26 protein-coding genes are annotated in these 26,488 nt (G+C 51.0%); 14 read left to right on the forward strand and 12 right to left on the reverse strand.

The window, feature by feature from the left end; genetic code table 11:
• Positions 1 to 135 precede the first annotated feature (135 nt).
• Both truA and IE117_RS15075 read left to right on the forward strand, forming a co-directional pair.
• Positions 136 to 912 (forward strand): tRNA pseudouridine(38-40) synthase TruA, encoded by a 777-nt coding sequence (gene truA / locus IE117_RS15070; RefSeq protein WP_189565256.1) that lies wholly within the window; start codon positions 136 to 138, stop codon positions 910 to 912.
• Positions 913 to 1,009: 97 nt separating this feature from the next.
• Positions 1,010 to 1,600, forward strand: coding sequence for a nucleotidyltransferase family protein (locus IE117_RS15075; protein WP_189565257.1), 591 nt, complete (start codon positions 1,010 to 1,012; stop codon positions 1,598 to 1,600).
• A 40-nt stretch (positions 1,601 to 1,640) separates the two neighbouring features.
• Here IE117_RS15075 and IE117_RS15080 read toward each other — a convergent pair whose 3' ends face one another.
• The 5 genes from IE117_RS15080 to IE117_RS15100 all read right to left on the reverse strand — a co-directional run bounded on the left by IE117_RS15080 (position 1,641) and on the right by IE117_RS15100 (position 5,366).
• Entirely contained in the window at positions 1,641 to 2,924 is a 1,284-nt protein-coding gene (locus IE117_RS15080) for a mandelate racemase/muconate lactonizing enzyme family protein (RefSeq protein WP_189565258.1), read from the reverse strand.
• 170 nt (positions 2,925 to 3,094) lie between these two features.
• The gene (locus IE117_RS15085) at positions 3,095 to 4,045 is read right to left on the reverse strand and encodes an RraA family protein (protein ID WP_189565259.1); all 951 of its coding nucleotides are present in this window, start codon (positions 4,043 to 4,045) and stop codon (positions 3,095 to 3,097) included.
• A 206-nt stretch (positions 4,046 to 4,251) separates the two neighbouring features.
• Positions 4,252 to 4,638 carry a hypothetical protein gene (locus IE117_RS15090; protein ID WP_189565260.1) on the reverse strand — a complete coding sequence of 129 codons (387 nt, stop codon included), beginning with the start codon at positions 4,636 to 4,638 and terminating at the stop codon, positions 4,252 to 4,254.
• Positions 4,639 to 4,704: 66 nt separating this feature from the next.
• Positions 4,705 to 4,860 carry a hypothetical protein gene (locus IE117_RS15095; protein WP_189565261.1) on the reverse strand — a complete coding sequence of 52 codons (156 nt, stop codon included), beginning with the start codon at positions 4,858 to 4,860 and terminating at the stop codon, positions 4,705 to 4,707.
• A gap of 146 nt (positions 4,861 to 5,006) precedes the next feature.
• The gene (locus IE117_RS15100; RefSeq protein WP_189565262.1) at positions 5,007 to 5,366 is read right to left on the reverse strand and encodes a helix-turn-helix domain-containing protein; all 360 of its coding nucleotides are present in this window, start codon (positions 5,364 to 5,366) and stop codon (positions 5,007 to 5,009) included.
• Between the two features lie 365 nt (positions 5,367 to 5,731).
• On the opposite strand from IE117_RS15100, the gene IE117_RS15105 reads away from it, so the two are divergent.
• The 8 genes from IE117_RS15105 to IE117_RS15140 all read left to right on the forward strand — a co-directional run bounded on the left by IE117_RS15105 (position 5,732) and on the right by IE117_RS15140 (position 13,659).
• Positions 5,732 to 6,418 (forward strand): ClpP family protease, encoded by a 687-nt coding sequence (locus tag IE117_RS15105; RefSeq protein WP_189565263.1) that lies wholly within the window; start codon positions 5,732 to 5,734, stop codon positions 6,416 to 6,418.
• 268 nt (positions 6,419 to 6,686) lie between these two features.
• Positions 6,687 to 7,937, forward strand: a complete 1,251-nt coding sequence (gene clpX, locus IE117_RS15110; protein ID WP_189565264.1) for an ATP-dependent Clp protease ATP-binding subunit ClpX — start codon at positions 6,687 to 6,689, stop codon at positions 7,935 to 7,937.
• Positions 7,938 to 8,130: 193 nt separating this feature from the next.
• Positions 8,131 to 8,919 (forward strand): SDR family NAD(P)-dependent oxidoreductase, encoded by a 789-nt coding sequence (locus IE117_RS15115; protein WP_189565265.1) that lies wholly within the window; start codon positions 8,131 to 8,133, stop codon positions 8,917 to 8,919.
• A gap of 171 nt (positions 8,920 to 9,090) precedes the next feature.
• On the forward strand, positions 9,091 to 9,984 hold the full coding sequence (locus IE117_RS15120) for an ROK family protein (RefSeq protein ID WP_189565266.1): 894 nt from the start codon (positions 9,091 to 9,093) through the stop codon (positions 9,982 to 9,984).
• A gap of 59 nt (positions 9,985 to 10,043) precedes the next feature.
• The gene (gene blaOXA / locus IE117_RS15125; RefSeq protein ID WP_189565267.1) at positions 10,044 to 10,835 is read left to right on the forward strand and encodes a class D beta-lactamase; all 792 of its coding nucleotides are present in this window, start codon (positions 10,044 to 10,046) and stop codon (positions 10,833 to 10,835) included.
• A 38-nt stretch (positions 10,836 to 10,873) separates the two neighbouring features.
• On the forward strand, positions 10,874 to 12,217 hold the full coding sequence (locus IE117_RS15130) for a DEAD/DEAH box helicase (RefSeq protein WP_189565268.1): 1,344 nt from the start codon (positions 10,874 to 10,876) through the stop codon (positions 12,215 to 12,217).
• Positions 12,218 to 12,297: 80 nt separating this feature from the next.
• Positions 12,298 to 13,038 carry a tetratricopeptide repeat protein gene (locus IE117_RS15135; RefSeq protein WP_229580912.1) on the forward strand — a complete coding sequence of 247 codons (741 nt, stop codon included), beginning with the start codon at positions 12,298 to 12,300 and terminating at the stop codon, positions 13,036 to 13,038.
• Positions 13,039 to 13,221: 183 nt separating this feature from the next.
• Positions 13,222 to 13,659 carry an RrF2 family transcriptional regulator gene (locus IE117_RS15140; RefSeq protein WP_189565269.1) on the forward strand — a complete coding sequence of 146 codons (438 nt, stop codon included), beginning with the start codon at positions 13,222 to 13,224 and terminating at the stop codon, positions 13,657 to 13,659.
• A gap of 34 nt (positions 13,660 to 13,693) precedes the next feature.
• Here IE117_RS15140 and IE117_RS15145 read toward each other — a convergent pair whose 3' ends face one another.
• The 4 genes from IE117_RS15145 to IE117_RS15160 all read right to left on the reverse strand — a co-directional run bounded on the left by IE117_RS15145 (position 13,694) and on the right by IE117_RS15160 (position 17,890).
• Positions 13,694 to 15,355 (reverse strand): hypothetical protein, encoded by a 1,662-nt coding sequence (locus IE117_RS15145; protein WP_189565270.1) that lies wholly within the window; start codon positions 15,353 to 15,355, stop codon positions 13,694 to 13,696.
• A 2-nt stretch (positions 15,356 to 15,357) separates the two neighbouring features.
• Complete coding sequence (locus IE117_RS15150; protein ID WP_189565271.1) at positions 15,358 to 16,305, reverse strand: glycosyltransferase; 948 nt, start codon at positions 16,303 to 16,305, stop codon at positions 15,358 to 15,360.
• Positions 16,306 to 16,329: 24 nt separating this feature from the next.
• A complete protein-coding gene (locus IE117_RS15155; RefSeq protein WP_189565272.1) occupies positions 16,330 to 17,406 on the reverse strand; it encodes an NAD-dependent epimerase/dehydratase family protein in 1,077 nt (358 codons plus the stop codon).
• Positions 17,407 to 17,638: 232 nt separating this feature from the next.
• Positions 17,639 to 17,890 (reverse strand): hypothetical protein, encoded by a 252-nt coding sequence (locus IE117_RS15160; protein WP_189565273.1) that lies wholly within the window; start codon positions 17,888 to 17,890, stop codon positions 17,639 to 17,641.
• A gap of 201 nt (positions 17,891 to 18,091) precedes the next feature.
• Between IE117_RS15160 and IE117_RS15165 the strand changes: the two genes are divergently transcribed.
• The 4 genes from IE117_RS15165 to IE117_RS15180 all read left to right on the forward strand — a co-directional run bounded on the left by IE117_RS15165 (position 18,092) and on the right by IE117_RS15180 (position 23,482).
• Positions 18,092 to 18,538, forward strand: a complete 447-nt coding sequence (locus tag IE117_RS15165) for a MarR family winged helix-turn-helix transcriptional regulator (protein WP_189565274.1) — start codon at positions 18,092 to 18,094, stop codon at positions 18,536 to 18,538.
• Positions 18,539 to 18,639: 101 nt separating this feature from the next.
• Positions 18,640 to 21,045 (forward strand): 3-hydroxyacyl-CoA dehydrogenase/enoyl-CoA hydratase family protein, encoded by a 2,406-nt coding sequence (locus tag IE117_RS15170; RefSeq protein WP_189565275.1) that lies wholly within the window; start codon positions 18,640 to 18,642, stop codon positions 21,043 to 21,045.
• Positions 21,046 to 21,221: 176 nt separating this feature from the next.
• Positions 21,222 to 22,763, forward strand: coding sequence for a sensor histidine kinase (locus IE117_RS15175; protein ID WP_189565276.1), 1,542 nt, complete (start codon positions 21,222 to 21,224; stop codon positions 22,761 to 22,763).
• Positions 22,764 to 22,768: 5 nt separating this feature from the next.
• A complete protein-coding gene (locus IE117_RS15180) occupies positions 22,769 to 23,482 on the forward strand; it encodes a LytR/AlgR family response regulator transcription factor (RefSeq protein WP_189565277.1) in 714 nt (237 codons plus the stop codon).
• A gap of 27 nt (positions 23,483 to 23,509) precedes the next feature.
• Here IE117_RS15180 and moaA read toward each other — a convergent pair whose 3' ends face one another.
• The 3 genes from moaA to IE117_RS15195 all read right to left on the reverse strand — a co-directional run bounded on the left by moaA (position 23,510) and on the right by IE117_RS15195 (position 26,457).
• The gene (gene moaA, locus IE117_RS15185) at positions 23,510 to 24,511 is read right to left on the reverse strand and encodes a GTP 3',8-cyclase MoaA (RefSeq protein WP_308439291.1); all 1,002 of its coding nucleotides are present in this window, start codon (positions 24,509 to 24,511) and stop codon (positions 23,510 to 23,512) included.
• A gap of 69 nt (positions 24,512 to 24,580) precedes the next feature.
• Positions 24,581 to 25,486 carry a bifunctional molybdenum cofactor biosynthesis protein MoaC/MoaB gene (moaCB, locus tag IE117_RS15190; RefSeq protein ID WP_189565278.1) on the reverse strand — a complete coding sequence of 302 codons (906 nt, stop codon included), beginning with the start codon at positions 25,484 to 25,486 and terminating at the stop codon, positions 24,581 to 24,583.
• A gap of 50 nt (positions 25,487 to 25,536) precedes the next feature.
• Positions 25,537 to 26,457, reverse strand: a complete 921-nt coding sequence (locus tag IE117_RS15195) for a DUF4886 domain-containing protein (protein WP_189565279.1) — start codon at positions 26,455 to 26,457, stop codon at positions 25,537 to 25,539.
• Between the last annotated feature and the right edge of the window lie 31 nt (positions 26,458 to 26,488).

The following is a 26,488-nucleotide window of genomic DNA, read 5'->3' on the forward strand; positions in this document are numbered from 1 at the left end:
TTCTTAGTAATAGCACAGAGAAACTACAACGCTGAACTAAGTAAGAACGATTTGAAAGCCAAAGTTACGATTCTCGGACTTAGGTTTGAAAAGAAATTGTTAGGTTGCGGAAAAGCTTGAAAACAGGACGGAACAGTGAGGTACTTCATTCAACTAAGCTACAAAGGCACGGATTTCATCGGCTGGCAGCGGCAAGTCAAGGGGCGTTCGGTGCAACAGACTCTGGAAGAAGCACTCTCGACCATCCTCCGGCAGCCTATCGAGATTGTCGGCAGCAGCCGCACCGATGCGGGCGTCCACGCCAGTCAGCAGTTCGCGCACTTCGATCTCGAAAAAGCAATTCCCGATCCCGGTATGGTAGTTTATCGCATGAACAGCTTACTTCCGAACGATCTGGCAGTCAGGGCCATTTTTCTCGTAGGTGATGATATCCATGCCCGTTTCGCCGCCACGCACCGTCGTTACGAGTACCGGATCATCCGGCAGAAGAATCCTTTTCTGATCAACGAAGCATACGTCTTCCGTCCTGAGCTGGATCTTCAAAAGATGAATGCCGCCGCTGCCTTGCTGTTACAACATGACGATTTCGAAAGCTTTAGTAAGGTGCATACCGATGTGAAAACCTTCATTTGTAATATAGTTCAGGCTGAATGGTTTCTGAAAGACGAGGTACTTTGTTTCAGCGTACAATCAAACCGCTTCCTGCGTGGCATGGTGCGGGGGCTGGTGGGTACATTGCTGGAGGTCGGCACCAATAAGCTAACCGTAGCTGAATTTGAGAAAATAATATTGGCCAAAAACCGCCAGGCTGCCGGGCCGCAGGCTCCGGCCAAGGGGCTTTTTTTGGTGGAAGTGGGGTATGAAGAGTCGGTGACCGGCAGCCGACAGCAGGCTGTTGATGGTCCACATTGAGTGCTATCTTCCTCTAACACTTTTTTGCTTTATCATCAACCAAGTATCATAAAATAAAAAGGCTGACGGCCAATAGCCGTCAGCCGACAGCTTAAATATGACTATCGGAATAATCATCTTAGCCGCCGGCGCATCACAGCGCATGGGACTGCCTAAGCAGACGCTCGAAATACAAAAAGGAAAAAGCCTGTTACTGAAAACGGTCGAAACCGCTCTGGCTACCCCTCTGCGGCCGGTGATCGTGGTAGTGGGTGCCAACAAGGCCGAGGTAGTGCCTGAGTTGGACGGACAGCCTGTTACAATCATCGACAATGCTTTCTGGCAGGAAGGTATGGCCACTTCCGTGAAAATAGGTTTGGCCGGGCTGTTCATGACAGAACCCAAGCTGGACGGCGTGCTGATGCTCGTTTGCGACCAGCCTTACCTAACTACCCCTTTGCTGGAACAAATGGTGGCGACTTTTGAACAATCGGGCAAAAAAGCGGTAGCCTGCCGGTACAAAAAACAGTGGGGGGTACCCGTGCTGGTCGGCCGGGACTTGCTGGCCGAACTAACCCAGATCACGGGGGACCAAGGCGCCAAGCCTTTGCTCAAAAAACACTTGGCTGATGTAGCGTTCGTTGACTTCGAGCAAGGCATAGTCGACCTGGATACTCCGGAGGATTACGCCGCGTACCTGGGAACATAAATAAAATTCTTCCGGACAGAATCGCAGTGGGGCTGTGCCTTTACTCAAAAAACGGTACCCCTTCGGCGGCGTATTTCTTCAAGCCTTCTTCGTTGATGTCCACGCCGATACCGGGTTTTTCAGATAGGGTAATAAACCCTTTGTCCACCATCGGCCCATCGAAGGTTACGATCTCCTTGTACATTGGGTTCTCGTCGAAATACACCTGCCATTCCAGAATCAGGAAGTTGGGAACGGATGCGCAGACGTGGCAAGACGACATGGCGCCCAGGTAGGAGGCCACCATGTGCGGCGCGAACGGTACGTAGTAGAGGTTGGCCAGATTGGCGATGCGCTGCGCCTCGCCGAGACCGCCCGCTTTCTGCAAGTCAGGCATGATGATGTCCACCGCGCCAAGCTCCAGTAGCTTGCGGAAGCCGTGGGCCAGGTAGTGGTTTTCGCCAGCGCAGATTGGCGTGTCGGTACCTTCTGAGATGTAGCGATAGGCTTCGGGGTTCTCGGCGGGAATGGGTTCCTCGAGGAAAAGCAGCTTAAGCGGCTCGAACATCTTGGCGATTTTCTTACCCGTAGTCATGTCATAACGCCCATGGGCATCGACGCAGATGTCGATGTACGGTCCTACGGCCTCGCGCACGGCAGCGATCTGATCATACATGCGGTCGAGCTCGCCCTGGCTGGCCGTCCAGTTGTAGGCGTCGTACTTGGCGGGATCTTTGGCTTCGTCAATGTCGAACTTCACGGCAGTATAGCCCGCCTTCACGGCATCTTTGGCAGCCTTGGCAAAATCCTCTGGTTTTGGACCTTCGGTACGGTAAGCCGCCGTATCGCAATACACCCGGATTTTGTCTCGAAACTTCCCGCCCAGCAGCTGATAAATTGGCATCCCGTACGCTTTGCCCACCAGATCCCAGAGGGCAGTTTCGACGGCCGTAAGTACCGAGATGTACATGCCCGCCTGCGCTCCCTTGAAAAACCCTGCACGACGGATGTCTTCGAACAACCGATGGACATTCAGCGGACTCTTGCCCTCCAACTGCCTGCCCATCGTCTTTACCAGGTGGTAAGTACCCGGTACGGCGTCCACTCCCTCACCGCAGCCATAAATATCCTGATTGGTGTAAATTTTTACAAAAAGACTATAACCACCGCGAATAAATCCACACTTCAAACCGGTAATTCTGAGATCCGAAGGTTTGGATGACATCGGCGTACGCTCGACGGCATCTACCAGTCCATTGCCGTAAGTCGAGCCGGCATAAGCCGCCAGCGCGCTGGCAAGAACGCCTTTTTGTAGAAAGGAGCGGCGGGAGTTTTTAGTTTCCATAAATAGGCTATCGGCTTTCAGCTTTCGGCAGTCGGCCTTTTTTAGTTTTTGTGATTGAGAAAGAGGGGGGGGGGAGGATTTGTTTTAACAGAAAGATGAAGAAGGCAACTCATTCAGTTTCAGCTATCAGACATTTTTGCAAAAGCCGAGAGCCAACGGCCGACCGCTCCTCACCAGGTACGGCCCTTCAGGAATTCCGCCACTTGCTCCTTCGGGACGGGTAACTCACTCATGTGATCGTTTAGCCACTTGGAAAAGTCTTTCTCGATATCGTCGGTCCAGCGGTTGTCGATTTGGCCGGGTGTGTACTTCTGCTCGCGGAGGCGCAGGTGGCCGAACATATCACGTAGCCGCACGATTTCGGAGGTCTTAACTACCTGCTCTACCAAATGCGGCGGGATGAAAATGACGCCGCCGTCGCGGCCAAGTACCACGTCGCCGGGCAGTACCATGGCGTCGCCGATGCGGGTGGGCTGGTTGATGCCCGTAAGGGTGGTGTTCAGGTCGCCGTCGGGGTTGTTTAGGTGGTGGGAAGGGTGATACGTGCGGAAGAATGAAGTAAAACCGCCGATTTCCCTCAAACCAGAAATGTCGCGGATGGCCCCGTCGTACACGATGCCGTTGCCCGTCTTGGCGTAAATCGAGTTGCCTAGATTGTCTCCAATCGTCGGGCCATCATTATGAAAGCCGTGGTGGTCTGCCACGTAGACGTCGCGCTTCACCAGCAGGTCGATCGGCCAGGCATTTTGTGACTTGATGCGTCCGTCCTGGTTGTGTCCCTTTTCGTCGTACACCCGCTGCACGTCGGGGCGGCCCGGCATGAAGGTGGCCGTCAGGGCACGGCCTACCAGCACGCTATCGGGGTTGATCGTCATCCAGTTTTCGGTGTACTGGTGGCGGAAATTCTTGTTTTTTAGCACCGCCCAGGCTTCTTCAAGGGTGGCCTTTTTCAGGCGATCCAGCAGCTCGTCGGGTACTTTGGGGCGACCATCGGGGAAGCGCTCGCCCTTCCATTCGGGCGTGAGCATCAGGAGGTCAGCCTTCGATATTTGCTGGGCGTAGGTCGTGATCGCCGCGCAAAATAGGAGTAGTGCCAGCAGGAAGCGGTATTGAAATTTCATGAAGCGTCGAAGTTGGGAATAACGATTTTAGAGAAAAGGGGTGGGGGAGGCCCTTTTACTTATTCCGATGGACGCTGATGGCTAGTCTGAATCTCTTCTTAACCCTGTATTGAACAATACCGGATAACGTTCAAATCAGGATCTTTTGTGGTGATCGTCTCTGACGGGTGAGTTGAAATAACGGATTCGATTAATACCAAATTTATCTATAAGGTATAATCTATAGCCAATCCTTCCTGACCACGAATCATTATTCTTTTTGAGTCTTGTAGATTCTTTTCGGACCTGGTCAACAACTTGATAAGAGTGAAATTCAATCTTTTATTTTTCACTTTCTCGACAATGGTTTTCAGAATGTAGTTTTCGTCGATCATGTAGTTGTCGTAATCATCGAGCACTATTTCGTCGTCGATTTGAAATAGGATCGACTTTTCTTTTATATCAACGTGCTTCTCTTTGAAATCATTGAGGGAGATAAAATTCGGCCTATAATCCGCTTTTGTTTCAATCGATACCTTCGCAGGATACTTCACGCCATTGACTTCAATCTCACCCTTTTCAACAGATACATCTTGAACGTATCTGGGATTCATACCTTTAAAATTATATTCACTGACCTGATTTCCGTTGATGAAAAAGGCCGCATTTATGTTCTGTCCCTAAACTTTGCTTTTGTATATTACCTGTATCGTGGTATCCGTTTGAAAAGCAAGATCTGGTTTTAACAGTTTTAGCCCGTTGAGTTTTTCATGCTGTGTTTGACCGAAGCAAACGGTTGACAAAACGATTGCGGAAGCGGCAAGCAGACTTTTCATAGTTTTATTGTTTTGTGTTCTTATAGGTTGCCATTACTGTATCATTTTTCGGGGTAATCCATGCTACTGAAAGTGCGTAACTGGCAGTCTGGTATCAAGCAAGATTTCAACCGCGCGGTGTCCACTTGCAAAATACACCAAATCCCTTAAAACCCAATCCGCTCCCGCTCCGCCTTTCGGGCAATCTCCGTCCGTACCCACTCGTGAAATTTGCTTTTCCATTGGCCGATTTCCTGGTGCAGTCGGGCGTTCTCGTGGCGCAGGGCTTCGTTGTCGCGGCGGAGCCATTCGGTTTCGCTGAGGGAAGCGTTTTCCAGGCCCAGCAGGGTGGGCAAGGGTACTTCAAGGAGCGCAGCGACGGATTCCAGGCGGGAGAGGGGCGGCTCGGTGCGGCCGCGCTCGATGTCGCCGTAGGCCGAGGTGGACAGGCCCAGCCCGTCGGCCATATTTTCCTGAGATAGCCCCTTTTGTTGTCGCAACTGCCGGATGCGTTCAGAAAGATTCATAGTCCGTTTTGAATTAGTGATTGAGTGAGTAGTTGTTCCATGGTATGGGGGGATGGTTTTTTAATTCTCTCATTTTCAAAATCACTCATTCTTCATTATAAAAGTTAGATGAGATCCGCCAAACGAATGATTTTAACCCTAAAGAAATGAAAAATCATGGTTGATTTTCACAAATCCCGACAATTTGTCGCCCGTACCGACGAGTGAATGTGTCATGATTGACCAACTTTGTGCTTGGAAAGGGGATTGGCCCGGTTCTGGTAGCTCGAAACTATGCCCCGTTCGTTTTCGTTGTGTAAAAATTCCGAAACCGGGTAAAACCCTTTTCTAGATTTTATTTTATTCAAAAACTACTCAAACAAATAATGGACTACGGAAAAGAATTCAGAAAATACGCCGTACATCACATGGGCCTCAACGGCTCCACGGTGGATGGCTACATGAACCACACGATTGAAAACATGACCCGCGCCGTCATTGAGGAACGCCCGATGAACTTCCGTGAGGTGGATGTGTTCTCGCGCCTTATGGCCGACCGCATCATCTTTATGGGTACGGCCGTGGACGACAACATCGCTAACATCGTGGTGGCGCAGTTGCTGTTCCTCGAATCGGCTGATGCCAAGAAAGACGTGCTGATGTACATCAACAGCCCCGGCGGCTCGGTCTACGCCGGCCTGGGTATCTACGACACCATGCAGTACGTGCGGCCCGACGTGGCGACGGTCTGCACCAGCCTGGCCGCCTCGATGGGCGCGGTACTGCTGGCGGGTGGTGCGGCAGGCAAGCGCTCAGCCCTACCCCACGCACGGGTAATGATTCACCAGCCTTCGGGCGGCGCGCAGGGACGCTCGACCGATATCGAGATCACGGCCCGCGAAATCGTCAAGATCCGCGAAGAACTTTACGAAATCCTGGCTGATCACACGGGCAAGGATGTGAAAGACATTGAGAAGGATTCGGACAGCGATAAGTGGTTCCGCGCCAGCGAGGCCAAGGAATACGGCTTGATCGACGAAGTGCTAACCCGCGAAAAGTCGAAGGAAAAATAAGCACCGCTGGATAATTTTTTGTCCACCGATAGGGTTCATTCGTGAACCTTATCGGTTTTTTTATTGCTTTGCAAGGAAATCCAACTTGGTTCAGGAGTCAAAAAAACTGAACTTTGTGGAAGCTTCCGAAACTACCTTCCAAAATTTGAATCGAAGATTAAGGGAATTTTAAATTGCAATACGGTTATTACGAGTTATTTATTTACTGACAGTTGATCCGGATTTTTCTATTCTCCCACTCTCTCATTCACATATTCAAAATTGATAAATGGCTCAAGTAACCTGTTCGTTCTGCGGACGCCGTAAAAGTGAAGTTGAACTTCTTTTATCGGGCATTGACGCCCACATCTGCAATCACTGCATCACGCAGGGGAATCAGGTGGTGATGGAAGAACTGAATCCCAAAGACAAGAAAGATAAAGACGGTAAAAAGTCGAAACTGCCCAAACTGAACCTCATTCCGCCTCAGGCGATGAAGGAGTTCATGGAGCAATACATCATCGGGCAGGACGAAGCCAAACGCTCATTGGCCGTAGCCGTATACAACCATTACAAGCGCCTGTCGCAGCATCAGACCGACGACGAGGTGATTATCGAAAAATCAAACATCATCATGGCGGGCGAGACCGGGACGGGCAAAACCTACCTGGCGCGCACCATTGCCAAAGTGCTGCAGGTGCCCTTTTGCATCGCTGATGCTACCACCGTCACCGAGGCGGGTTACGTGGGTGAGGATGTCGAAACGATTCTGACGCGCCTGCTGCAGGCCGCCGATTATAACGTAGAAGCCGCCGAGCGGGGTATCGTGTATATCGACGAGATAGACAAAATCAGCCGAAAGTCCGATAACCCGTCCATCACCCGCGACGTGAGCGGTGAGGGGGTGCAGCAGGCACTGCTCAAATTGCTGGAAGGCTCAGTTGTGAATGTGCCGCCGCAAGGAGGGCGCAAGCATCCCGACCAGAAAATGATCGCGCTCAATACGGAAAATATTCTGTTTATCTGTGGTGGAGCTTTCGATGGCATCGAGCGCCACATCGCCAAGCGCATCAATACCCGGCCCATCGGTTTTTCAGGCGACAACCGCATCATCGAAATTTTCGATAAAGGTAATCTGATGCGCTATGTGACGGCCATGGACCTTAAATCATTCGGCCTGATTCCTGAGCTGATCGGCCGCCTTCCCGTGCTGACCTACCTCAATCCGCTGGATCGTGAAACGCTGCGCCGTATCCTGACCGAACCCAAAAATGCCCTCGTGAAGCAGTACCAGAAACTATTCAGAATGGAGGGGGTCGAGCTGCATTTCGACGAAGCCGTGATCGATTTCATCGTAGATCAGGCCATGGTATACAAGCTGGGAGCGAGAGGGTTGCGCTCTATCTGTGAGTCGATTATGACGGATGCCATGTTCGATATTCCTTCCAATAAGGACGTAAAGGAATTCACACTCTCACTAGACTACGCCCGCGAGCAATTCGACAAGTCGTCGATGGCACTGCTTCGCTCCGTTGCCTGACCAGCCTGAGTGCAATTTTGAAAACACCCTGCCTTTGCGACAAAGGCAGGGTGTTTTTTTGCCCAAGATTGTTTATCCTTGCAAGGCGAAGAAAGGAAACACGGGGGTGTGAGAACTATGTGGGTTGATGCCGGCAGAACTTCATTATTCCTTCAATCCATCATCTCGCTTCACTTAACAACTCACACAAGAAATGAACAATTGGCTTACCAACAAATCAATCGTAATAATCGGCGGTACCACGGGACTGGGACTCTCGGCGGCGAAAGCATTCGTGAAGCACGGGGCCAACGTAGTGGTCATCGGGCGCAATCCTGAAAGTTGCCTGATGGCTGAGGTGGATTTGGGCCAGAATGCCCGCGCCAAGCAAGGGGACGCAACCGATGCACAGACGGCCCAAAAGGCTATTCAGCTGTGTGTGCGCGAATTTGGTAGTTTCGATGGTCTCTACCATGTGGCGGGTGGCAGCGGCCGCAAATTCGGTGATGGCCCCCTGCACGAATTGACACTGGACGGCTGGAATACAACGCTCAACCTGAACCTCACCAGCCTGATGCTTTCCAATCAGGCGGCCATCCGGGCTTTTGTCGGCATGAATCGGGGGGGCGTGATACTGAACATGGGTTCGGTACTGGGTAACTCCCCCTCACCGCAGCACTTTACCACCCACGCCTATGCGGCGGCCAAGTCGGCGGTCATCGGCTTCACCAAATCCACCGCGGCTTATTACGCCAAACACAATATCCGAATCAACGTATTGGCTCCTGCTCTGATGGATACTCCAATGGCCAAGCGGGCCTCGGAAGATGACGATATTCAGGAATTTATTAAAACCAAACAACCGCTCGACGGCGGCCGTATCGGTCAGCCCAACGACCTTGATGGCGCAGCAGTCTATTTCATGTCTGATTTCTCTCGCTTCACCACAGGGCAAGTTCTGACCGTGGACGGTGGCTGGAGCTTATCGGAGGGACAGTACTAGTCCATTGCAGCGTTGCTTTGGCATTTATCAGTATTGCTTTTGCTCCAATAGCAATTCACCATGTTGAGGCAGTGCCTGGTTCAGTGCCCTATATGATTTCTCAGGCACAGGAATTCAATCCGCCTCGCCTGCCTGGCTAGATAGTTCAACCCCTGCACAAACAAACAACCTATGGTTTTCATCGGCATTGATCTGGGCGGGACCACAATTAAAGGCGTGCTGGTCGATGAATCCGGCGAGATTTTGAAGCAGCATTATATCCCAACCCATGACGACCCGGAACGGCTTTGGCGTGAAAACGTGCGGGAAATGGCGCACTATTTCCAGCGCTTCTGGCAGGCTCCTATTGCGGGCATCGGCCTCTCGGCTCCCGGCTTGCCCGATGAGGCCAATCGCTGCATCGCGTATCTGCCCAATCGGCTGCCGGGTTTAGTAAACTTCATGTGGGGCGATTACCTGGGGCTCCCTACGAAAGTTATCAACGACGCCCACTCCGCTTTGATGGCAGAGGCAGCCTTCGGCGTAGCCAGAGGCCACAAAAATGTCGTCCTGGTAACGTTGGGCACGGGCGTTGGTGGCGGGCTGTTTATCAATGGCGAACTATACCAGGGCCTCTCTCAAATGGCGGGCCACATTGGACACATTACCGTTAATGCGCACGACGATGAATGCAGCATTGTGGGCGCACCGGGTAGTTTGGAGTATGCCATAGGCAACTATTCCGTCGAACGGCGCAGCCGCGGACGCTACACTTCCACCTGGGAACTTGTGGAAGCTTACCGGAAAGGTGAGCCTTTCGCTACTTACGTATGGCTGACGTCTGTCAAGGCTCTGGCGGTCGGGTTGAATTCTTTGGTAAACACTTTTTCACCGGACTGCATCGTGTTGGCGGGAGGCATCACTCTGGCCGATGATGCTCTTTTTAAGCCGTTAAAAGCCTTTCTGGATGTTTATGAATGGCGGCCTGGCGGTAAAACTACCCCCATCGAGCAAGCCCACTTCGGCGACATGGCCGGGGCTATCGGGGCAGCAAGCTTTATAATGAAAAGCAAAACAGGTCACTAGTCACCCGCAGAATTTTGCCGTTGCTTTTAGATTTTCAGAACTATTTGTGAATTATAAAAATGAAAAAAATATTTCTCTTCCTGTTACTAGTTGTTCTGAGTCACACAATTGTAGCTCAAAAAGTCCTTCCCCAATTCGAACACTATTTTAAAGAAGCGGGCTTCAAGGGTAGTTTCAGTCTGTATGATTTGAACAAAAAGGAATACGCCACGACCGACAAAGCCGATTTTACCGTAGCGACTTCGCCCGCCTCTACATTTAAAGTACCCAATACATTCATTGCGCTGGAAGAAAAGGCCGTAGCGGATGAAAAAGAAATCATTAAATGGGATGGGACGCCAAAGCGTCTCAAAATCTGGGAAAAAGATTATGATTTGGACCAGGCTTACAAGAACTCCGCCTTTTGGTTTTATCAGGAAATCGCGAAGAAAGTAGGGGAGAAGCGGTACCACGAGTACTTGAAGGCACTCGGCTACGGCAATCAGGACATCAGCGCCGGGCTGACGATGTTTTGGCTGGGGTCGAGCCTTAAAATTTCGCCCAAAAATCAACTGGAAGTTTTACAAAAAATACAAGCCGAAACGGCGCCGTTCAGCGCCCGCACTTACCGCATTGGTAAAGAAATTATGGTAGAAAAAAGGACTGACGAATACGTCCTGCGGGCTAAAACGGGCTGGGCCGACACCAAGCCCACACACGTGGGCTGGTATGTCGGCTATGTCGAAACGAAAGACAACGCCTATTTTTTTGCCACACGTCTGTACCAGCCCGACGCGCAGCAGAGCGACGACTTCGGCAATCAGCGAAAGGAGATTACGAAAAAGATACTGGCCGACCTCGGGATTTTGTAGGAAGCTTAGTCCCGCTCAGGATTTCGTACCTTTGCTACATGGAAACCCACGCTAACCCTTTCGAGCAGTTCAAGCTCAACCGCCAACTGCTCGATGCCATCGCCGACGCGGGCTATACTGAACCCACGCCCATTCAGGAACAAGCCATTCCGCTGGCTATGGCAGGCCACGACGTGCTTGGCATTGCCCAGACCGGAACGGGCAAAACGGCTGCTTTCGTGTTGCCGCTGCTCATGAAAGTCAAGTACGCGCAGGGCGCTGATCCGCGTGCCCTGATTCTGGCACCTACCCGCGAGCTGGTGATGCAGATTGCCAAAGCGGCCGAGGAACTAAGCCGTTACACCGATCTGCGCATCGTGGCGCTTTATGGTGGCGTGGGCCCCCGAGCGCAGACCGAGGCCTTACGGCAAGGGGTAGATATTCTGGTCAGTACGCCGCAACGGTTTCTGGATTTGTACGCCAAGGAAGAAATCGTCCTGAAGCACATCAAGACCATGGTGCTGGATGAGGCCGACAAAATGCTGGATATGGGCTTTATGCCACAGATTCGGCGGATTCTGGAAGTAATTCCCACAAAACGGCAGAATTTGCTTTTCTCGGCTACTTTTCAGGAAAAGGTCGAGAAGTTTTCTTACGAGTTTCTGGAATTTCCGATGCGGGTGGAAGTGACACCGCAGGCCACCACCGCCGAAATGGTAACGCAGTCTCTTTACGAGGTACCTAATTTCCTGACCAAGATCAATTTGTTGGAACTGCTCTTCACCCAGAATGAGGATTTCAGCCGGGTGCTGATTTTTACCCGCAGCAAGAGCACTGCCGACAATGTATTTAAATTCCTGACCCGAAAGGTACTGAAAGAAGAAAATGTCAGGGTTATCCATGCCAACAAAGGACAGAATACACGCATCAATGCAATGGATGCCTTCCGGGAGGGTGAAATCAGGGTATTAGTGGCCACCGACGTAGCATCGCGCGGCATCGACGTCACGGAAGTAAGCCACGTGATAAACTTCGATGTACCAATCATTTACGAAGATTATGTACACCGGATCGGCAGGACGGGGCGCGCGAATCATGCGGGCGCCGCAATCACATTCCTGACACCGCCCGACGAATATCACATCAAGAAAATCGAAGGCTTGATCCGCACGGATATTCCGCGTCAGCCGTTGCCCGCCAACCTTACGGTGCTGGAAACACCCCGTGAAGAAAACCAAAACCAGCTACGTGAAATCGACGAGCAGCGCCGGCGCGAAGACCCCACTTTTCAGGGCGCTTTTCACGAAAAGAAAAAACCACCTGTCAAAGCCAGCTCATCAGCTCGCCGGGCTAACCATAAGTCACGCAGGAAAGGTGGCCCGCGGCCACCCCGTCGCCGGTAGGACAATATTTAGCGGCAACGAGGCGTTTGATTTGCTGCGACATCGCCCTCTCCTTTTATATTGATTTCGCTTTGAATAATATGAAATTTCCAATTCAGATTCTATTTCTCTTGCTTCCCGTCATGGGATGGTCCCAGACGATGCAGTACGTTAGCAATAACCGTTCGCTAGATACCAACGTGTCTTCTCCACCGAGAGAACTCACTATGGCGGAGCGGCGTGTAGCCCCATTGTTCGGCGAGCAGCGCAAGACCTCCAAGCAAATTGAGGATGAGATAAAGTTTCTGAGTGAGTGCGACAAATCTTTCGCAAGCCGGGATGAGGCCAGCGCGTTCTTCGCGGCCCGCGCCTGGGAATATGTGCAGGAAGGACAGCTCGACACTGCCGCCTATCGTTTCAACCTGGCGTACCTGCTCGATGAAAAGAATGTGGATGCTTACTGGGGGTTGGGGGTGATCTCCTATCAAAAAAGCGATTGGGAAAAAGCAGAGCAAATGCTTCGTCGGGGTGCCAACATTGCTCCCGACAATGTACCCCTCATTGTCGATTTGGCAACGGTAGAACTAGGTCACTTTGCCAAAGACAACGAACAGGAGGATCTTCAGGAATCCTATAGGTTGCTGACGCGGGCGGCCTCGCTGGATACGACTTACGCCCAGACCTTCTCTAACCTGGCCCTGGCCGAGTACCACCGCGATAATCTTCCGGCAGCCTGGGAGGCGCTTCACAGGGCACGCAAACTCAACTTTTCGACGGTGGATTTCCAGTTTGTGGAGTTGATGAAAGCCAAAATGCCCGATCCTCAGCAGTTCTTCAAGTGATTTGACTTTCGCTTAAAAGTAACCGGTCGGCTTCCAATCCGGCAGGCCGCTCGCCACCACCGGCTTTTTTTAGTACTTTTGGTCTACATGCTTCATAGGATATAAAATAATTTTTTATCCTGGTTCAATAAGGCTACCTGGTGGTTTGTCCCAAGCCGGTCGTTTCAAGTACACTGCTCAACCATGATTTCCAAAAAAGCGAAGTATGCCCTGAAAGCACTAAAAGTCCTGGCCGAAAATTATGGTAAAGGACCCGTGCTGATCTCGTACATTGCCGAAAAAGAGAAAATTCCACGTAAATTTTTAGAAGCAATCTTGCTGGATTTACGAAATAGCGGCATTCTGCAAAGTCAGAAGGGCAAAGGCGGCGGCTATTTCCTTCGCGTGCCGCCCGGTGAGGTGAAGTTCTCCAAAGTTCTGCGGGTGATCGACGGCCCCATCGCTCCGACGCTTTGCGTGTCGCTGTTTTTCTATGGAAAATGTGATGACTGCGCCGACGAAGAAGCCTGCGCGCTTCGGAACGTAATGGAAAAATGGCGTGACGCCAATCTGGCAGTTCTGGACGAAACGACGCTAAACGACTTAATGTTAACCGGGTTGCCGAGAACCAGTGAAGAATGATTGCAGGAGAGCGAGTATCGTTACGATAAATCGCTCACTTCTTTTTAGGACTCGATCTATCTTTCCTTACAAAGAGCCTCGCGTCGTCTGCCTCTCCCAAATACTGGTAGTTTTTATCCACATAAGCTGCCAGTTCGGGAAAGGATTGGTACCCTTGCGTGGCTTTGTCGCCTAACCATACACTGTTTTTGCCTACGGCGTCAATGAATATAGCCGGACGATTACGCTTCATGTCGCTGAGGTACCTGGTGCGATATTCTTCCCGTAATGGATGCTGGTAAATCGACCGCTCTGAATGATTTTCGGCGGTTCCCTGCGGTAACTGCGCCTCCACATAATAGCGACACTGCCAGCCCCAGACAACCATCTGATCGCCCGGCTTAACATAAGGCCGCATGGTCTGCACGATCCGGCTTTCTGGCAGAGTTCTCGCTCCAACCGATACAAAGGAATTGAGCTGGCGGGTTTTATAAAACCCAATCGCATCCTGCACTCCAAACCAGCCCAGCAGCAGCAAAGGCCCAACCAATGCAAAATTCATCTTGCGATCTATTTTTGAAATGCCGAGTGCTGCTGCCAACCCCAGCGGATAAACGCAAAAGTTGAGGTAATGCACGAACAGGTTGCCCGATTTTGTGGCGGCATACACCGCTACCAATCCATAGCCCAGTATTAGAATGGAAATGGACAGACTGGGAACTGAGTGAGGTTTGACCAACTCACGATTTTCGGTAAATATTCCCAGTAAAGTAACGAGTGCTATTGCACCCAGCAAAGCCAGGAAATCAGGACTCAACAGAACCAGTTTGCCGAATTGGGTAGGAATATCGGCGATACCGCTGCCTCCGGCGTACACGGCATTTCCTAAAATATAGAAATCAATAAAATCCTGAAAAATCCCTTGAACCAGCATCCAGACCAAAGCCATAGCCGGGAATGAGATGCCTCCAAGGACGAGAAGTAGTAGCGGCTTGGGATTTTTGTTTTTTATATGATATTGATACGTGAAATAAACCCCGCCAGCTACCAGCAAAAGTGCTTGCGGAACGGCCTGTAGCTTGGCAAAAGGAAGCATCCCGGCGATGAAACCCAGCATGTAGGCTGGCCAGACGGGTGCTTTTTTTTCCTGGAAGGAAAGTTCCTTTTTCTTTTGGGATAATGCGGCCAAAAGCGCCAGACAGATGTTCAGCAGCAGCAGCGGCAACTGCTCGCTTGAATAATGTACGTAGTCGGTTTCCTGGGTGAATGCCAGGAAGACCAGCGGCAACAACAGCGCCACCCGCGCCGTGGTTTCACCAAACCAGCGCCTCGAAGCGATAAAGAAGAACAGCAGCGAGCCTATACTACATAACAACCCCATGATACGGGCCGAAGTGTAGTCTAGCTGAATTCCGAATAACCGCGGAAGTACGAGCAGATAGTTGTCGAGTGGGCCAATGGTCGTGCCGTCCACCGAGTGCCAGTATATGGGGTCCTGAAAAAGCGTGATGGCATGACTCAGCATTTGGCTCTCATCGGCATTCAGCTCGCGGTTAAACAACACCGACGGCAGCCGCATCAACACAAACACTGCAAGACAACCCATGAGATAGAGCCAGGTTGGGAGGTCTTTTCTGAGATTAGAACCGATTACCAATCCTGTTAGCGCGTAGGCCAATGCCCAGTAAACGGTCGGCGAAGCGTCGAAAGTGAGCATGGCTAGGCGACGGTTTCGACGCTCTCCACAAAGTCTCGGTAGTGGATAGCCGGGATGAAATGTTGCTGTGTGCGGTATTGCAGCACCATAAATACCAGAAATAACGAGATCAGGAACGATTGCAGCATCACAATCAGCAGCGTGGTACTTAGCGTGGAAGCCCAGCCGGGCGTAGCGTTGCCAATCATCTTCAAAAATAGAATGACAAGGATGACTGACACGGCAAAACCCGACATAAAAATAGAAAAGATGAGAATGCGTACCGCTGTTGCATCGATGAACACCGAAATGGCGCTCAACCCGTGCAGGACCAGCGATACGAAGTTCATCTTACTATTGCCTGCCAGTCGCTTGGCACGCTCAATAGGTACACCATCGTAGGGAATGCGTGAGCGAATCACTCCACCGGGGTAGTTGTTCCAGATCTCCGATACCCGCACCAGGTTTTGCAAACGTCGTTGCGGAATCAGACTGAAATTTCCGAAAGTAATCACCTTGCCCGTCAGGAGTTTGAAAACGGCCTTATAGATTCTATAGAAGAACTGAAACAAAAAACTCTCCTGCCGCTTGCTGCGCTGAGCAAAAATAATGGTGTCGGGTTGCTGGGCGGATTTGGCGAAAAGCAAGTTGATGTCACGCGGAGCGTCTTCGCCGTCGGCATCCATCACAATTACTTTCTCACAGCTCAGTTCTGTAGCGATGTAGGATAGCCCGATGGCAATGGCGCGCTGGTGTCCAAGGTTGCGGTATAGTCGCAGAACCTGAATGCCCGTGCCTTGGAAGGCCGTAAAAGACTCTGTCCGATCCAACGGTGAACAATCGTCCACGACCAACAGCGACGTGTGGGCAAGAATGTCGCCCGCAACGTCGCTGTTAATTTTCTCGATCAGCAAATTCAGCGCCTCCCAGTCGTTGAATTGCGGAATCAGAATAATGTATTTTGCGGACATGGGGCGGGAGGAAGTAGGTTTTGGTTAAGCGGGGTTAGTCGCCAAACGCGTTGCGATTCCGTCGTGAATTTGTGTTAATGTTTCTTCCAGGCCATACTCCCAGTTCCAGCCGGGGTAGTGCGACTTGAACTTCGAGAGATCACTGATGTACCAGATATGGTCGCCCGAGCGGTTGGTTTCCGAGTAGGAGTGCGATAGCTTCTTGCCCGAAATCTGTTCACAAAGTGCGATGGCCTCGATCATCGAGCAGTTGGCAAAGCGTCCGCCACCCGCATTATACACCTCGCCCGGCTTGGGGTCCTGATAAAAATGCCAGAACATGTTCACCAGGTCGTGGCTGTGGATGTTGTCGCGCACCTGCTTGCCCTTGTACCCGAAAATCGTGTAATGATTGCCCGTGATGGCGCATTTCATCAGGTAGGCCAAGAAGCCGTGCAGCTGCGCCCCCGAATGGTTGGGTCCAGTAAGGCACCCGCCCCGGAACACGCCCGTCTTCATGCCAAAGTACCGTCCGTATTCCTGCACCATCACGTCTGCCGCGACCTTGGATGCGCCGAAAATCGAGTGCTTGGTGTGATCGATGCTGTGCTGTTCGTCGATTCCATTTTCAAAATAGGGATGGTCTTCGGCGATTTCCCAGCGGGTTTCCAGCTCTACCAGCGGAAGGTAGTTGGGATTGTCGCCATATACTTTATTGGTCGACGTGAAAATGAACACCGCCTCTGGGCAATTCAGTCGCGTCATTTCCAGCATATTGATGGTCCCTACCGCATTCACGCCAAAATCGGTGAATGGCTCTTTGGCGGCCCAGTCGTGACTAGGCTGCGCAGCGGTGTGGACAATCATTTTAATGTCAGTACCGTACTTCTTGAAAATAGGCTCCAGCTGGCTTACTTCGCGAATGTCAGCACTTTCGTGTTTGTAGTTGCTGTGGGCTTCTTCAATACGGTTACGATTCCAGGCGGTGTTGCCGTCTTCGCCAAAAAAGTACTGGCGGAGGTTGTTATCTATGCCGACGACCAGGTCGAACTTATCGGCCAGGAAAGCGACCGACTCGCTTCCTATCAGTCCGGCCGAGCCGGTTACCAGGGCAATGTTCATGGGTTAGAATGCTTTTCTTGTGGTAATTGTATGGGAAAAGTGCTATTTCAGACTTAAAAAAGAAATGTAAAGTAAATCAATAGAATTCAATTGTCCCAAAAGATGGAGGCAATCAATTTGATGATTTGCTGACAGGAGAGCCAGCTTAAAACTTTTCCCTATTGAAATAATGAAAAAAGCAGCACCTCTTTTTGAGATCCTGCTTTCAGGTAATAGTATAAATTTGAACGAATTATTTCGTCGCTACAGCGCTGGTTTTTCCGCTGAACATCTTCTCGCGGATGGCGTTGGCGCGAAGTTCCATTTCGGGTTGCTCTGCGTATTTGTTGCTCAATTGCCGCGCCGCTGAATCCGGGTGTACTCCGTATACGTACTCGCTGTTGGCCCGCACATCGATTTGCTCGGCGTGATTATATTTTTGGTATTCGCATGAGGTCAGAAATGCCATGGCGGCGACGAATGCGGCTGTTTTTTTAAAGTTCATAGGAATCATTGGTAAAGTATCCGTCACAAAAGTAAAGGTCGTTTCCCTAACCACCAAACGCGCGGACAATCATTTGGCGATTTCGATGAAACACACACTTTACAAATAACAGTATGCTTGCATACTACCTGCAAAATTCATTACATTTGTGAATACCCGTGTAGTAATCGATGGGTTGCTGCTTTATTAACGAAAACCCCGATGCGTAAGGAAAAAACAGTTGACTTCCATATTAAATGGGCCTGGCATTCGATTTCGCGGATGTACAACAACTACGCCGCGCAATACGATATGACGATGGCGGTTGGTTATGTGCTATTGAACATCGATATCGAAAAGGGCACTCCGGCTACCAAAATCGCCCCATTGCTGGGTATGGAGCCCAGGAGCCTGGTCAGGATGCTGAAAAGTCTGGAAGAAAAGGGACTGATACGACGGGAGGTAGACGGTGTCGATAAACGGTTTGTCCGCATCACGCTAACCGATGAAGGGAAAGCCAAACGCGAACAGGCGCGCACGGGAGTTATCCGTTTCAATGAAATCATCCGCGACAAAATCCCGGCTGAAAAGCTGACGGTTTTTTTAGAGGTTATCAAGGAAATCAACAACCTGGTGGATAGTGAAAACCAGAAAACAAAAATCGTTTAGTTGTTTAGGCGTTGGGATGTTTTGTCTTGAGAACTCATGCCAAATCGTCAATCCAGGGACTATCCAATTAAACGGCTAAACCAACAAACCACTGAACAAAAATGAATCGTACGATCAAAAAAGTAGCCGTTCTTGGCTCGGGCATCATGGGCTCCCGCATTGCCAGCCACTTCGCCAACATCGGCGTGCAGGTGCTTTTGTTAGATATTGTCCCCCGGGAACTTACTCCTGCCGAACAGGCCAAAGGGTTAACGATGGAGAGCCCAGCCGTGCGAAACCGCCTGGTTACCGAATCTTTTCAAAGTACCCTGAAAGGTTCTCCCGCCGCACTGTATAGTCCCGAATTTGCCAGCCGTGTCAGGCTGGGCAATTTCGACGACAATCTGGCGGAGATAAAAGACTACGATTGGGTCATCGAGGTCATCGTGGAGCGGCTGGATATCAAGCAGGGCTTGTTCGAGAAAGTCGACAAACTGCGCAAGCCGGGTACTCTGGTCAGTTCCAACACCTCGGGTATTCCCATCCACCTCATGTCGGAAGGCAGGAGCGAGGATTTTCAGAAGCATTTTTGTGGTACCCACTTCTTCAACCCGCCGCGCTACCTGCGTTTGTTAGAAATTATTCCCGGTCCGCAGACCGATCCGGGAATTGTTGACTTCCTGATGCACTACGGCGATTTGTTTTTGGGCAAAGCGACGGTGCTGTGTAAGGATACGCCCGGCTTCATCGCTAACCGCCTGGGCATCTACGCCATGGTGCAGACTATCCGGGTGGCAGAAGAAATGGGCCTGACCGTCGAGCAGGTAGATAAGCTGACCGGCCCCGTGGTAGGACGTCCCAAGTCAGGTACTTTCCGGCTTTCGGATGTAGTCGGGCTGGACACGACGGTACACGTCTCCAATAATTTATACGAATCGGGAGCCGAAACTGACGAGTCGCGGGAAGCGTTCGTGGTGCCAGGCGTGATGCAGGAGCTTTTCAATAAAAAATGGCTAGGCGATAAGTCGGGCCAGGGTTTTTATAAAAAAATAAAGGACGAAAGCGGCAAATCGGTCATCCTGGCTTTGGATTTCAAGACCCTTGAATACCGCCCCTCCGAAAAGGTGAAGTTTGCCACGCTTGAAGGTACCAAGTCCATCGACAATCTGGCGAAGCGTTTTGGGGTGTTGCTGGAAGGAAAGGATGAGGCTGGAGAGTTTTACCGAAAGACTTTCGCCGACGGCTTTCGCTACGCCACGCATCGCATCCCCGAAATTTCGGACGAACTCTACCGCATCGACCAGGCCATCACAGCGGGCTTCGGCTGGCAAATGGGAATGTTCGAAACCTGGGACGCAATAGGTGTCCGGAAAATGCTGGAGATCATGGAAAAGCAGGGTAAAAAACCTGCGGCCTGGGTTTACGAAATGCTGGAAGCCGGGAACGAAAGTTTCTATAAAGTCGAAAACGGCCGAAAGCAATACTACGACATTCCGACCAAGTCGTACAAAGAAATTCCGGGGCAGGACAACTTTATCATTCTTAAAAATCTTGACAATAAGATTGTCTGGAAAAACGCCGGGGCCGCGCTATACGACCTGGGCGACGGCATTGTGAACCTGGAATTCCGCTCCAAGATGAACACATTCGGCGCCGAGGTGATCGAAGGCATGCACAAAGGCATAGGCTTGGCCGAGAAGGATTTCCGGGGCCTGGTGATTGCCAATGAATCGACCGAAGCCTTTTCGGCGGGAGCCAATCTGGCCATGCTCTTCATGTTTGCCGTCGAACAGGAATTCGACGAAATCAACCTGATGATCGCGCAGTTCCAGCAGACGATCCTGCGAGCGCGGTACTCGTCCATTCCAGTAGTTGTGGCTCCGCATACGCTCACGCTGGGTGGTGGCTGCGAGCTGGTACTTCATGCCGACAAGGTAGTGGCGCACGCCGAATCGTACATTGGGCTGGTTGAATTGGGCGTCGGCCTGATTCCGGCGGGTGGTGGCACCAAGGAGATGGCCGCGCGCTGCTCCGACCTTTACCAGCCGGGTGATACCGAACTGAATATCCTGCAAACCGCCTATATGAACATCGCTCAGGCAAAAGTCTCCACCTCGGCACAGGAAGCCATGGAGATGAACTATCTGCAGGAAAAAGACCAGATCGTTCTGAACCGCAGCCGCCTCATCGCTGAAGCCAAGCAAGCGGCCATGGAGCTGGCCGACAATGGCTACACCCAGCCCAAGCCCAGAATGGATATCAAAGTACAGGGCAAAACGGGCATTGCGCTGTTCCTGGCGGGTGTGGCCCAGATGCGCCTAGCCAACTACATCAGCGACCACGACGCCCTGCTCGCTAAAAAATTAGCCCACGTCATATGTGGTGGTGACCTCAGCCAGCCCCAAACCGTTTCGGAGCAGTACTTGCTGGATTTGGAAAGGGAAGCTTTTCTTTCGCTTTGCGGCGAGAAGAAAACCCTCGAACGGATGCAGGGACTGCTGACGGGTGGAAAGCCACCGAGGAATTGATTTTTGGTTCGGCCGGGCGGCTCGCACTAGCGACTCATCCATTGCTGTAAAACTTCCCGAAAGTTTTTGAACTTTCGGGAAGTTTAGTTTCATCCCAAATACCCTCGCTTTCACGTCATTTTCTCCCTGCGGTGGTTAGCGAAGCGTAGTTTTGAAATAAAAAATCAAAACACCTTATGCGCTCAATAACTACCATCCGCCGTTACGAACTTTTCATTGTCCTGGCCGCTGCTGCGGCTTACGTCATTCGCCGCCTGCTGGAATCGGCCAGGAGCTTCTATATAGATATTGGAAGGGTGCAGAAAGCCGGGGTAAGTAACTCGACTATCCTGCGAGATTTAGCTTCTTTTGACTACAATCAAAACGTCATTTTTCCAACCATAGCGGGAGGGGTACTTTTTATGGCTGCGTGGTATGTCTTTCACTATCACGTCTTTCCCCGGATTAAGGAAAAGCGGTACGATACCCAAACGAAGATGTTTATAGCGTTGTCGGTAGGGTTGACCATTGGAAGCATCCTGCTCTACGATTTTTTCAAGAAAGAAATCATGATCAGATCTGATGACCAGGGAAATATAGTCGGCTTTTGGCCCTCGTCGGGCGTTCATAACCCGCTGATAAGTATAGTAACCGCTCTTCTGAGTATTTTAATTTATGAAGCCTTTGCCCAACTCTATTACCGTACCATCGAGTTGTACGAGGGGCAGGGACAACTACGGCACCAAATTCTAAAGTACCTGATGTTGGCTCTGGCTGGATCATGTCTGCTTCTATGGGTATTCGTAGGTAGTATTGCCAATTTTGCCATGGGCGGCGGAGTACTCATGACCTTAGTCTTAGTTTCGCTCATGGTCTTTTTTCACTATGTTTTCTATGACTTGCTGATTCCCCGTTACGATAGCTATTGGTCTAATCCTCACACAGAGTGGTATTATCTTTTGGGAATATTGAGCTACTCTCTGGGTAGTCTGTTTTTTTTCTTCTTGTGGAGACAGATTGTAACGCGCGGAGCCCCTTACCCCTTTCTGTTTTTCGTCTTACTACCTAGTGCTATTGGCCTAACGACAGCTTTCATAAGACGATATTTTTTTGCAGAAACCCAAAAGCTTCAAACTCAGGTACTTCGCAAAAGCACCGAGCTCGACACGCTGCGTACCCAGGTCAACCCGCATTTTTTGTTCAATGCGCTCAATACTCTGTACGCAGTGGCTTTGAAAGAAAGTAGCGAAAAAACGGCGGACGGCATCCAGAAACTCGGCGACATGATGCGCTTCATGTTGCATGAAAATAATCAGGAGCGCATTCCGCTGCGGAAGGAGATCGAGTACCTGCACAATTTTCTGGACTTGCAGCGGATGAGGTTGGATGAGGGCCACGAAATCGAGATTCGGGTCAATATTCAGGAGCCGGAACGGGACAAGTACCTGGCACCAATGCTGCTGAACCCTTTTGTGGAAAATGCCTTCAAGCACGGCATCAGCCTGCGACAGCCTTCCTGGGTGTACATCACGCTGGCGCTGGATGCCACCAAGCTTTACTTCAAAGTCCACAACAGTCTGCACCGGAAAACGGGCGACGACCCGGAGAAAAACAAGCCGGGTATTGGACTGGACAACGTCCGCAAGCGACTCGACTTGCTTTATCCCGACCGCCACACCCTCGATATCCAAGCCACGGAAAGCGATTATTTTGTATCATTGGTTTTGGAAATAGACTAGTACGCATGACGCTCACCGCCCTAGCCATCGACGACGAACCCCGCGCTCTGGAAGTCATTCAGATGCACGCAGCAAAAGTACCTTTCGTCGCGCTGAGCGCCACTTTTACCGATGCTTTCGAGGCCATTCCCTACTTGCAGGAACACAGAATCGATCTGCTTTTTCTAGATATTAAAATGCCGGACATCTCGGGTATCGAGCTTCTGGATTGTCTGCAAAAAGTACCCATGGTGATTTTCTCAACTGCCTATTCGGAATTCGCAGTGAAGGGATTTGAGCTGAATGCGGTCGATTATTTGCTCAAGCCTTATTCGCTGGCCCGGTTCGCGCAGGCTTGTAACAAGGCGTTGGAAGTTAAGCAGCTACGACAAACGGTCATATTCAGCGACACTACATCAGTTGCCCCATTTATTTTTGTTAAAACAGGCTACGAACAGGAAAAAGTCTGGCTGAAAGATATTTGCTACCTGGAAGCGGAGGGAAACTACGTGAATTACGTTTTGCGTGATCGGCAACTCCTCAGCCGACAAAGCCTCGCCGAATCACTGCTCTCGTTACCCGAGCAGCAATTTCTCAGAGTGCATCGTTCCTTCGTGGTCGCCGTGGCGCACGTTCAGAAAATCAGCCGACACGGCGTGTGGGTAGGTGATCGTGAGATACCTGTCGGAGCCTCCTTCGAGGAAAGACTGGAAAAGCTCAGGACAATTTTGAAAATATAATTTTCATAGGTAATCACCGCTTGAAGCTTAACCCCCAATCGCAATCATCGAGCGGTTGGTTTCGTATTCTGCTTTCGCACCTTTATCGGCGAAATCGCTGTGGCCACCGTGGGCGAAGTGTTTGGCCTGGAAATGGCCGAGGATCAAAGGCCGAATGTCTTTCCCCTGCCGCAGGGCTTCGAGCAAATCTACCTCACCGGTATCGAACAGGCAGTTTTTCAACTTGCCGTCGGCCGTGAGGCGAATGCGGTTGCAGCCCGCGCAGAAGTGATTGGTAATGGTACTTATTATCCCGAAAGTACCCGCGCCGCCGGCAATGCGGAAACAGCGCGCCGTATCGTTGGCTTCGCCTGTCAGCGCTTCAAACGTATATTGCTCGCCGATGGTATCGAGCAGGGTCTGGTAGGATACCATCCGCGAAAAATCCCACTGATTGCCATTAAAGGGCATGAACTCGATGAAGCGAACGTGGAGGTTGGGCTGGTCTCGGGTCAACTCGACAAAATCATTGACCTCCTCGACGTTCAGGTCACGCATCACGACCATATTGAGCTTCACGCTGAACCCTTCCGCCAGCAGCAGTTGAATGTTATCGAGCGTTTTCTTGAAATGATCGCGCTTGGTGATGGTCTGAAATCGCTCCTCCTGTAAGGTGTCCAGACTAATATTCAGCGAGCGGACACCTGCCTCTTTCATGGTCTGCAGGTACTTATCGACAAGAACTGCGTTGGTTGTTAACGTCAGTGAAACGGGTAGTTTTCCCAGCGAGCTGATAATTTCGCCCACATCTTTCCTTACCAGAGGTTCTCCGCCTGTCAGGCGGATTTTCTGCACGCCCATCTCCACAAAAATCCCGGCAATCGTCTGAATTTCCTGGGCTGACATTAGCCAGGCATTCGGCATGAACTGCATATCCTCGTGCGGCATGCAATAGTTGCAGCGCAGGTTGCACTTATCCGTCAGCGAAATGCGGAGGTAGTTATGAGTGCGACCGAATTGATCAATTATGGGTGTCGTTGTGTCGATGATTCAATGGATTATGTGGGTACTTTATCCAGGTACTTTGATATTTATTTTTAGATGCTGTCAGCGATCAACCTAGTGCTTTTGCCCCTCCATAACGCCAAACACGTGCAGAACGTGCGGGAAAAGAACATCAATGTACTCGCTTACTCCGCCAGTACTGCCCGGCATAGTGATCACTAGGGTTTCCCCGACCAAACCCGCCACGGCGCGCGATAGCATTGAGGTAGGAACGCGCTCCTGCCCGTACTTTCGGGCAATTTCGGCGATACCGGGAATCGGCCGATCGATCAGTTCAGACACGGCCTCGGGTGTAACGTCGCGGGGAGAAAGTCCGGTGCCGCCGGTGAGCAGGATCAGCTGGTAACCCAGCGAAACCAGACTCTTTATTTTATCCTGAATGCCGGATTTATCATCGGGGATGATACTGTAATCATTGACTTCAATGGCGAAAGGTTGTAGTTTGTCAATAATTTTCCGACCCGATTTATCTTCCCCCAAACCTTGGGAAATACTATCGGAGCAGACGATTACGGCCGTTTTGAGGTCAGGCATCGAAGCCTTATGATCGCTCTTGCCGCCCTTTTTCTCTAACAATTTGATGTGATGAATCTCCACGCCCTTGTCGATGGGCTTAAGCATGTCATACATCGTCAGCGCCACCACCGACGCGCCGTGCATGGCTTCTACTTCCACTCCCGTTTTATAGATCGTCTTGACGGTCATTTCGATTACGATCGTCAGATCCTCGATGCGGTAGGCAATGCCAGTATACTCGATTGGAAGCGGATGGCAGTCGGGTAGGAGGTCGGGGGTCTTTTTGACGGCCAGCAGTCCGGCCGCTTTCGCCATCTCGAACACGTCGCCTTTGGGAACTGTGCGCTCCTGAATGGCCGTGATGGTTTCGGGCTTGCTCACCTGCACCATGGCCTGGGCGGTAGCGATTCGGAGCGTATTGGCCTTATGGGTAATATCAACCACGTACTTAATCGGTTATTTGTTAATTGGATTTCAATCGGCAAGCAGCTGTTTTATTTGCCACTTCTGGCCACTGTTTCCTCGGCTACTTCTTTCAGGTGCTCGGCAAAATCTGGACTCACTTTTTCGGGAACAAAACTGACCCGGGTGGGTGATTCATTGAACAGGAAAGCGTACCATACCAACCCGCCGAGGTAGCAGCCAGCCTCACTGGCGTGATGTGAATCAAAGCCCAGTTTGTTGTCGTTGGTCCAACGGTACCCGGCATGAAGCGAATGGGTTTGGTCGGGCAGGGCCGGCTGCTGCGGATTGGCAAAATTGAAATTTGAGTCTTTGCGGTACCCCCATTTCGAATCGGAGTCAACTTTCCAGAAAGCATCACCAACAGGAATTACACGAATGCCCAGCTCTTTCGCTTTTGCGCGATAAGCAGCCCGCGATTTTTCCCACATTTCCTTCTCGTTTTGAGCGGTTTTGTCGTCGTCAATCTGGCCAAATCCGTCCGCATCCGTGCGGTAAGCCCAGGTTTGATGAAAAACTACCTCAGCCTGTGGTTGTAATGCTTTGATGTAGTCGAAGAGTTTCCTGGCGTAAGGATCATACGTGGAAGGGGCAGCGGAGTGCATGGAATACTGCTGAATGGTGACGATATCCCACTTGCCATTGGACAAAAGCATTCGCAGGGATTTTCCGTTATAAGGCCGGCCCTTCGGGTCGAGCGAGTCTGCTTCTGCCGCTTCGGCGTGTTCCCAGTGCCTTTTTAGCGGACTACCCCCCAATTCCGCCCTTCCAATGACCAGAGCATGGCCTCCATCTGCCACTATTTGGGGGAGGTACCTGGTGGCATTTTGGGAGAAACTATTTCCGATCAGAAAGAGATGCAAAGTGTCCGTAGCAGCGGACTGGGCGTAGCTTGCGCACACCACCAAGGATAATACACATGCCCACGCAGTTTTTTTTAGATAAAGTAACATTCAATCGTTTTTAGGGGTAAAATCAAAGCCG

The sequence above is a fragment of the Persicitalea jodogahamensis genome, assembly GCF_014651615.1.
GTDB classification, from domain to species: domain Bacteria; phylum Bacteroidota; class Bacteroidia; order Cytophagales; family Spirosomataceae; genus Persicitalea; species Persicitalea jodogahamensis.

What these genes read in the sequence shown, in the direction of transcription:
- IE117_RS15075 (WP_189565257.1), top strand. Translation starts at nt 1,010, where the DNA reads ATGACTATCGGAATAATCATCTTAGCCGCCGGCGCATCACAGCGCATG.
- IE117_RS15080 (WP_189565258.1), bottom strand. Translation starts at nt 2,924, where the DNA reads ATGGAAACTAAAAACTCCCGCCGCTCCTTTCTACAAAAAGGCGTTCTT.
- IE117_RS15085 (WP_189565259.1), bottom strand. Translation starts at nt 4,045, where the DNA reads ATGAAATTTCAATACCGCTTCCTGCTGGCACTACTCCTATTTTGCGCG.
- IE117_RS15090 (WP_189565260.1), bottom strand. Translation starts at nt 4,638, where the DNA reads ATGAATCCCAGATACGTTCAAGATGTATCTGTTGAAAAGGGTGAGATT.
- IE117_RS15095 (WP_189565261.1), bottom strand. Translation starts at nt 4,860, where the DNA reads ATGAAAAGTCTGCTTGCCGCTTCCGCAATCGTTTTGTCAACCGTTTGC.
- IE117_RS15100 (WP_189565262.1), bottom strand. Translation starts at nt 5,366, where the DNA reads ATGAATCTTTCTGAACGCATCCGGCAGTTGCGACAACAAAAGGGGCTA.
- IE117_RS15105 (WP_189565263.1), top strand. Translation starts at nt 5,732, where the DNA reads ATGGACTACGGAAAAGAATTCAGAAAATACGCCGTACATCACATGGGC.
- clpX (WP_189565264.1), top strand. Translation starts at nt 6,687, where the DNA reads ATGGCTCAAGTAACCTGTTCGTTCTGCGGACGCCGTAAAAGTGAAGTT.
- IE117_RS15115 (WP_189565265.1), top strand. Translation starts at nt 8,131, where the DNA reads ATGAACAATTGGCTTACCAACAAATCAATCGTAATAATCGGCGGTACC.
- IE117_RS15120 (WP_189565266.1), top strand. Translation starts at nt 9,091, where the DNA reads ATGGTTTTCATCGGCATTGATCTGGGCGGGACCACAATTAAAGGCGTG.
- blaOXA (WP_189565267.1), top strand. Translation starts at nt 10,044, where the DNA reads ATGAAAAAAATATTTCTCTTCCTGTTACTAGTTGTTCTGAGTCACACA.
- IE117_RS15130 (WP_189565268.1), top strand. Translation starts at nt 10,874, where the DNA reads ATGGAAACCCACGCTAACCCTTTCGAGCAGTTCAAGCTCAACCGCCAA.
- IE117_RS15135 (WP_229580912.1), top strand. Translation starts at nt 12,298, where the DNA reads ATGAAATTTCCAATTCAGATTCTATTTCTCTTGCTTCCCGTCATGGGA.
- IE117_RS15140 (WP_189565269.1), top strand. Translation starts at nt 13,222, where the DNA reads ATGATTTCCAAAAAAGCGAAGTATGCCCTGAAAGCACTAAAAGTCCTG.
- IE117_RS15145 (WP_189565270.1), bottom strand. Translation starts at nt 15,355, where the DNA reads ATGCTCACTTTCGACGCTTCGCCGACCGTTTACTGGGCATTGGCCTAC.
- IE117_RS15150 (WP_189565271.1), bottom strand. Translation starts at nt 16,305, where the DNA reads ATGTCCGCAAAATACATTATTCTGATTCCGCAATTCAACGACTGGGAG.
- IE117_RS15155 (WP_189565272.1), bottom strand. Translation starts at nt 17,406, where the DNA reads ATGAACATTGCCCTGGTAACCGGCTCGGCCGGACTGATAGGAAGCGAG.
- IE117_RS15160 (WP_189565273.1), bottom strand. Translation starts at nt 17,890, where the DNA reads ATGAACTTTAAAAAAACAGCCGCATTCGTCGCCGCCATGGCATTTCTG.
- IE117_RS15165 (WP_189565274.1), top strand. Translation starts at nt 18,092, where the DNA reads ATGCGTAAGGAAAAAACAGTTGACTTCCATATTAAATGGGCCTGGCAT.
- IE117_RS15170 (WP_189565275.1), top strand. Translation starts at nt 18,640, where the DNA reads ATGAATCGTACGATCAAAAAAGTAGCCGTTCTTGGCTCGGGCATCATG.
- IE117_RS15175 (WP_189565276.1), top strand. Translation starts at nt 21,222, where the DNA reads ATGCGCTCAATAACTACCATCCGCCGTTACGAACTTTTCATTGTCCTG.
- IE117_RS15180 (WP_189565277.1), top strand. Translation starts at nt 22,769, where the DNA reads ATGACGCTCACCGCCCTAGCCATCGACGACGAACCCCGCGCTCTGGAA.
- IE117_RS15195 (WP_189565279.1), bottom strand. Translation starts at nt 26,457, where the DNA reads ATGTTACTTTATCTAAAAAAAACTGCGTGGGCATGTGTATTATCCTTG.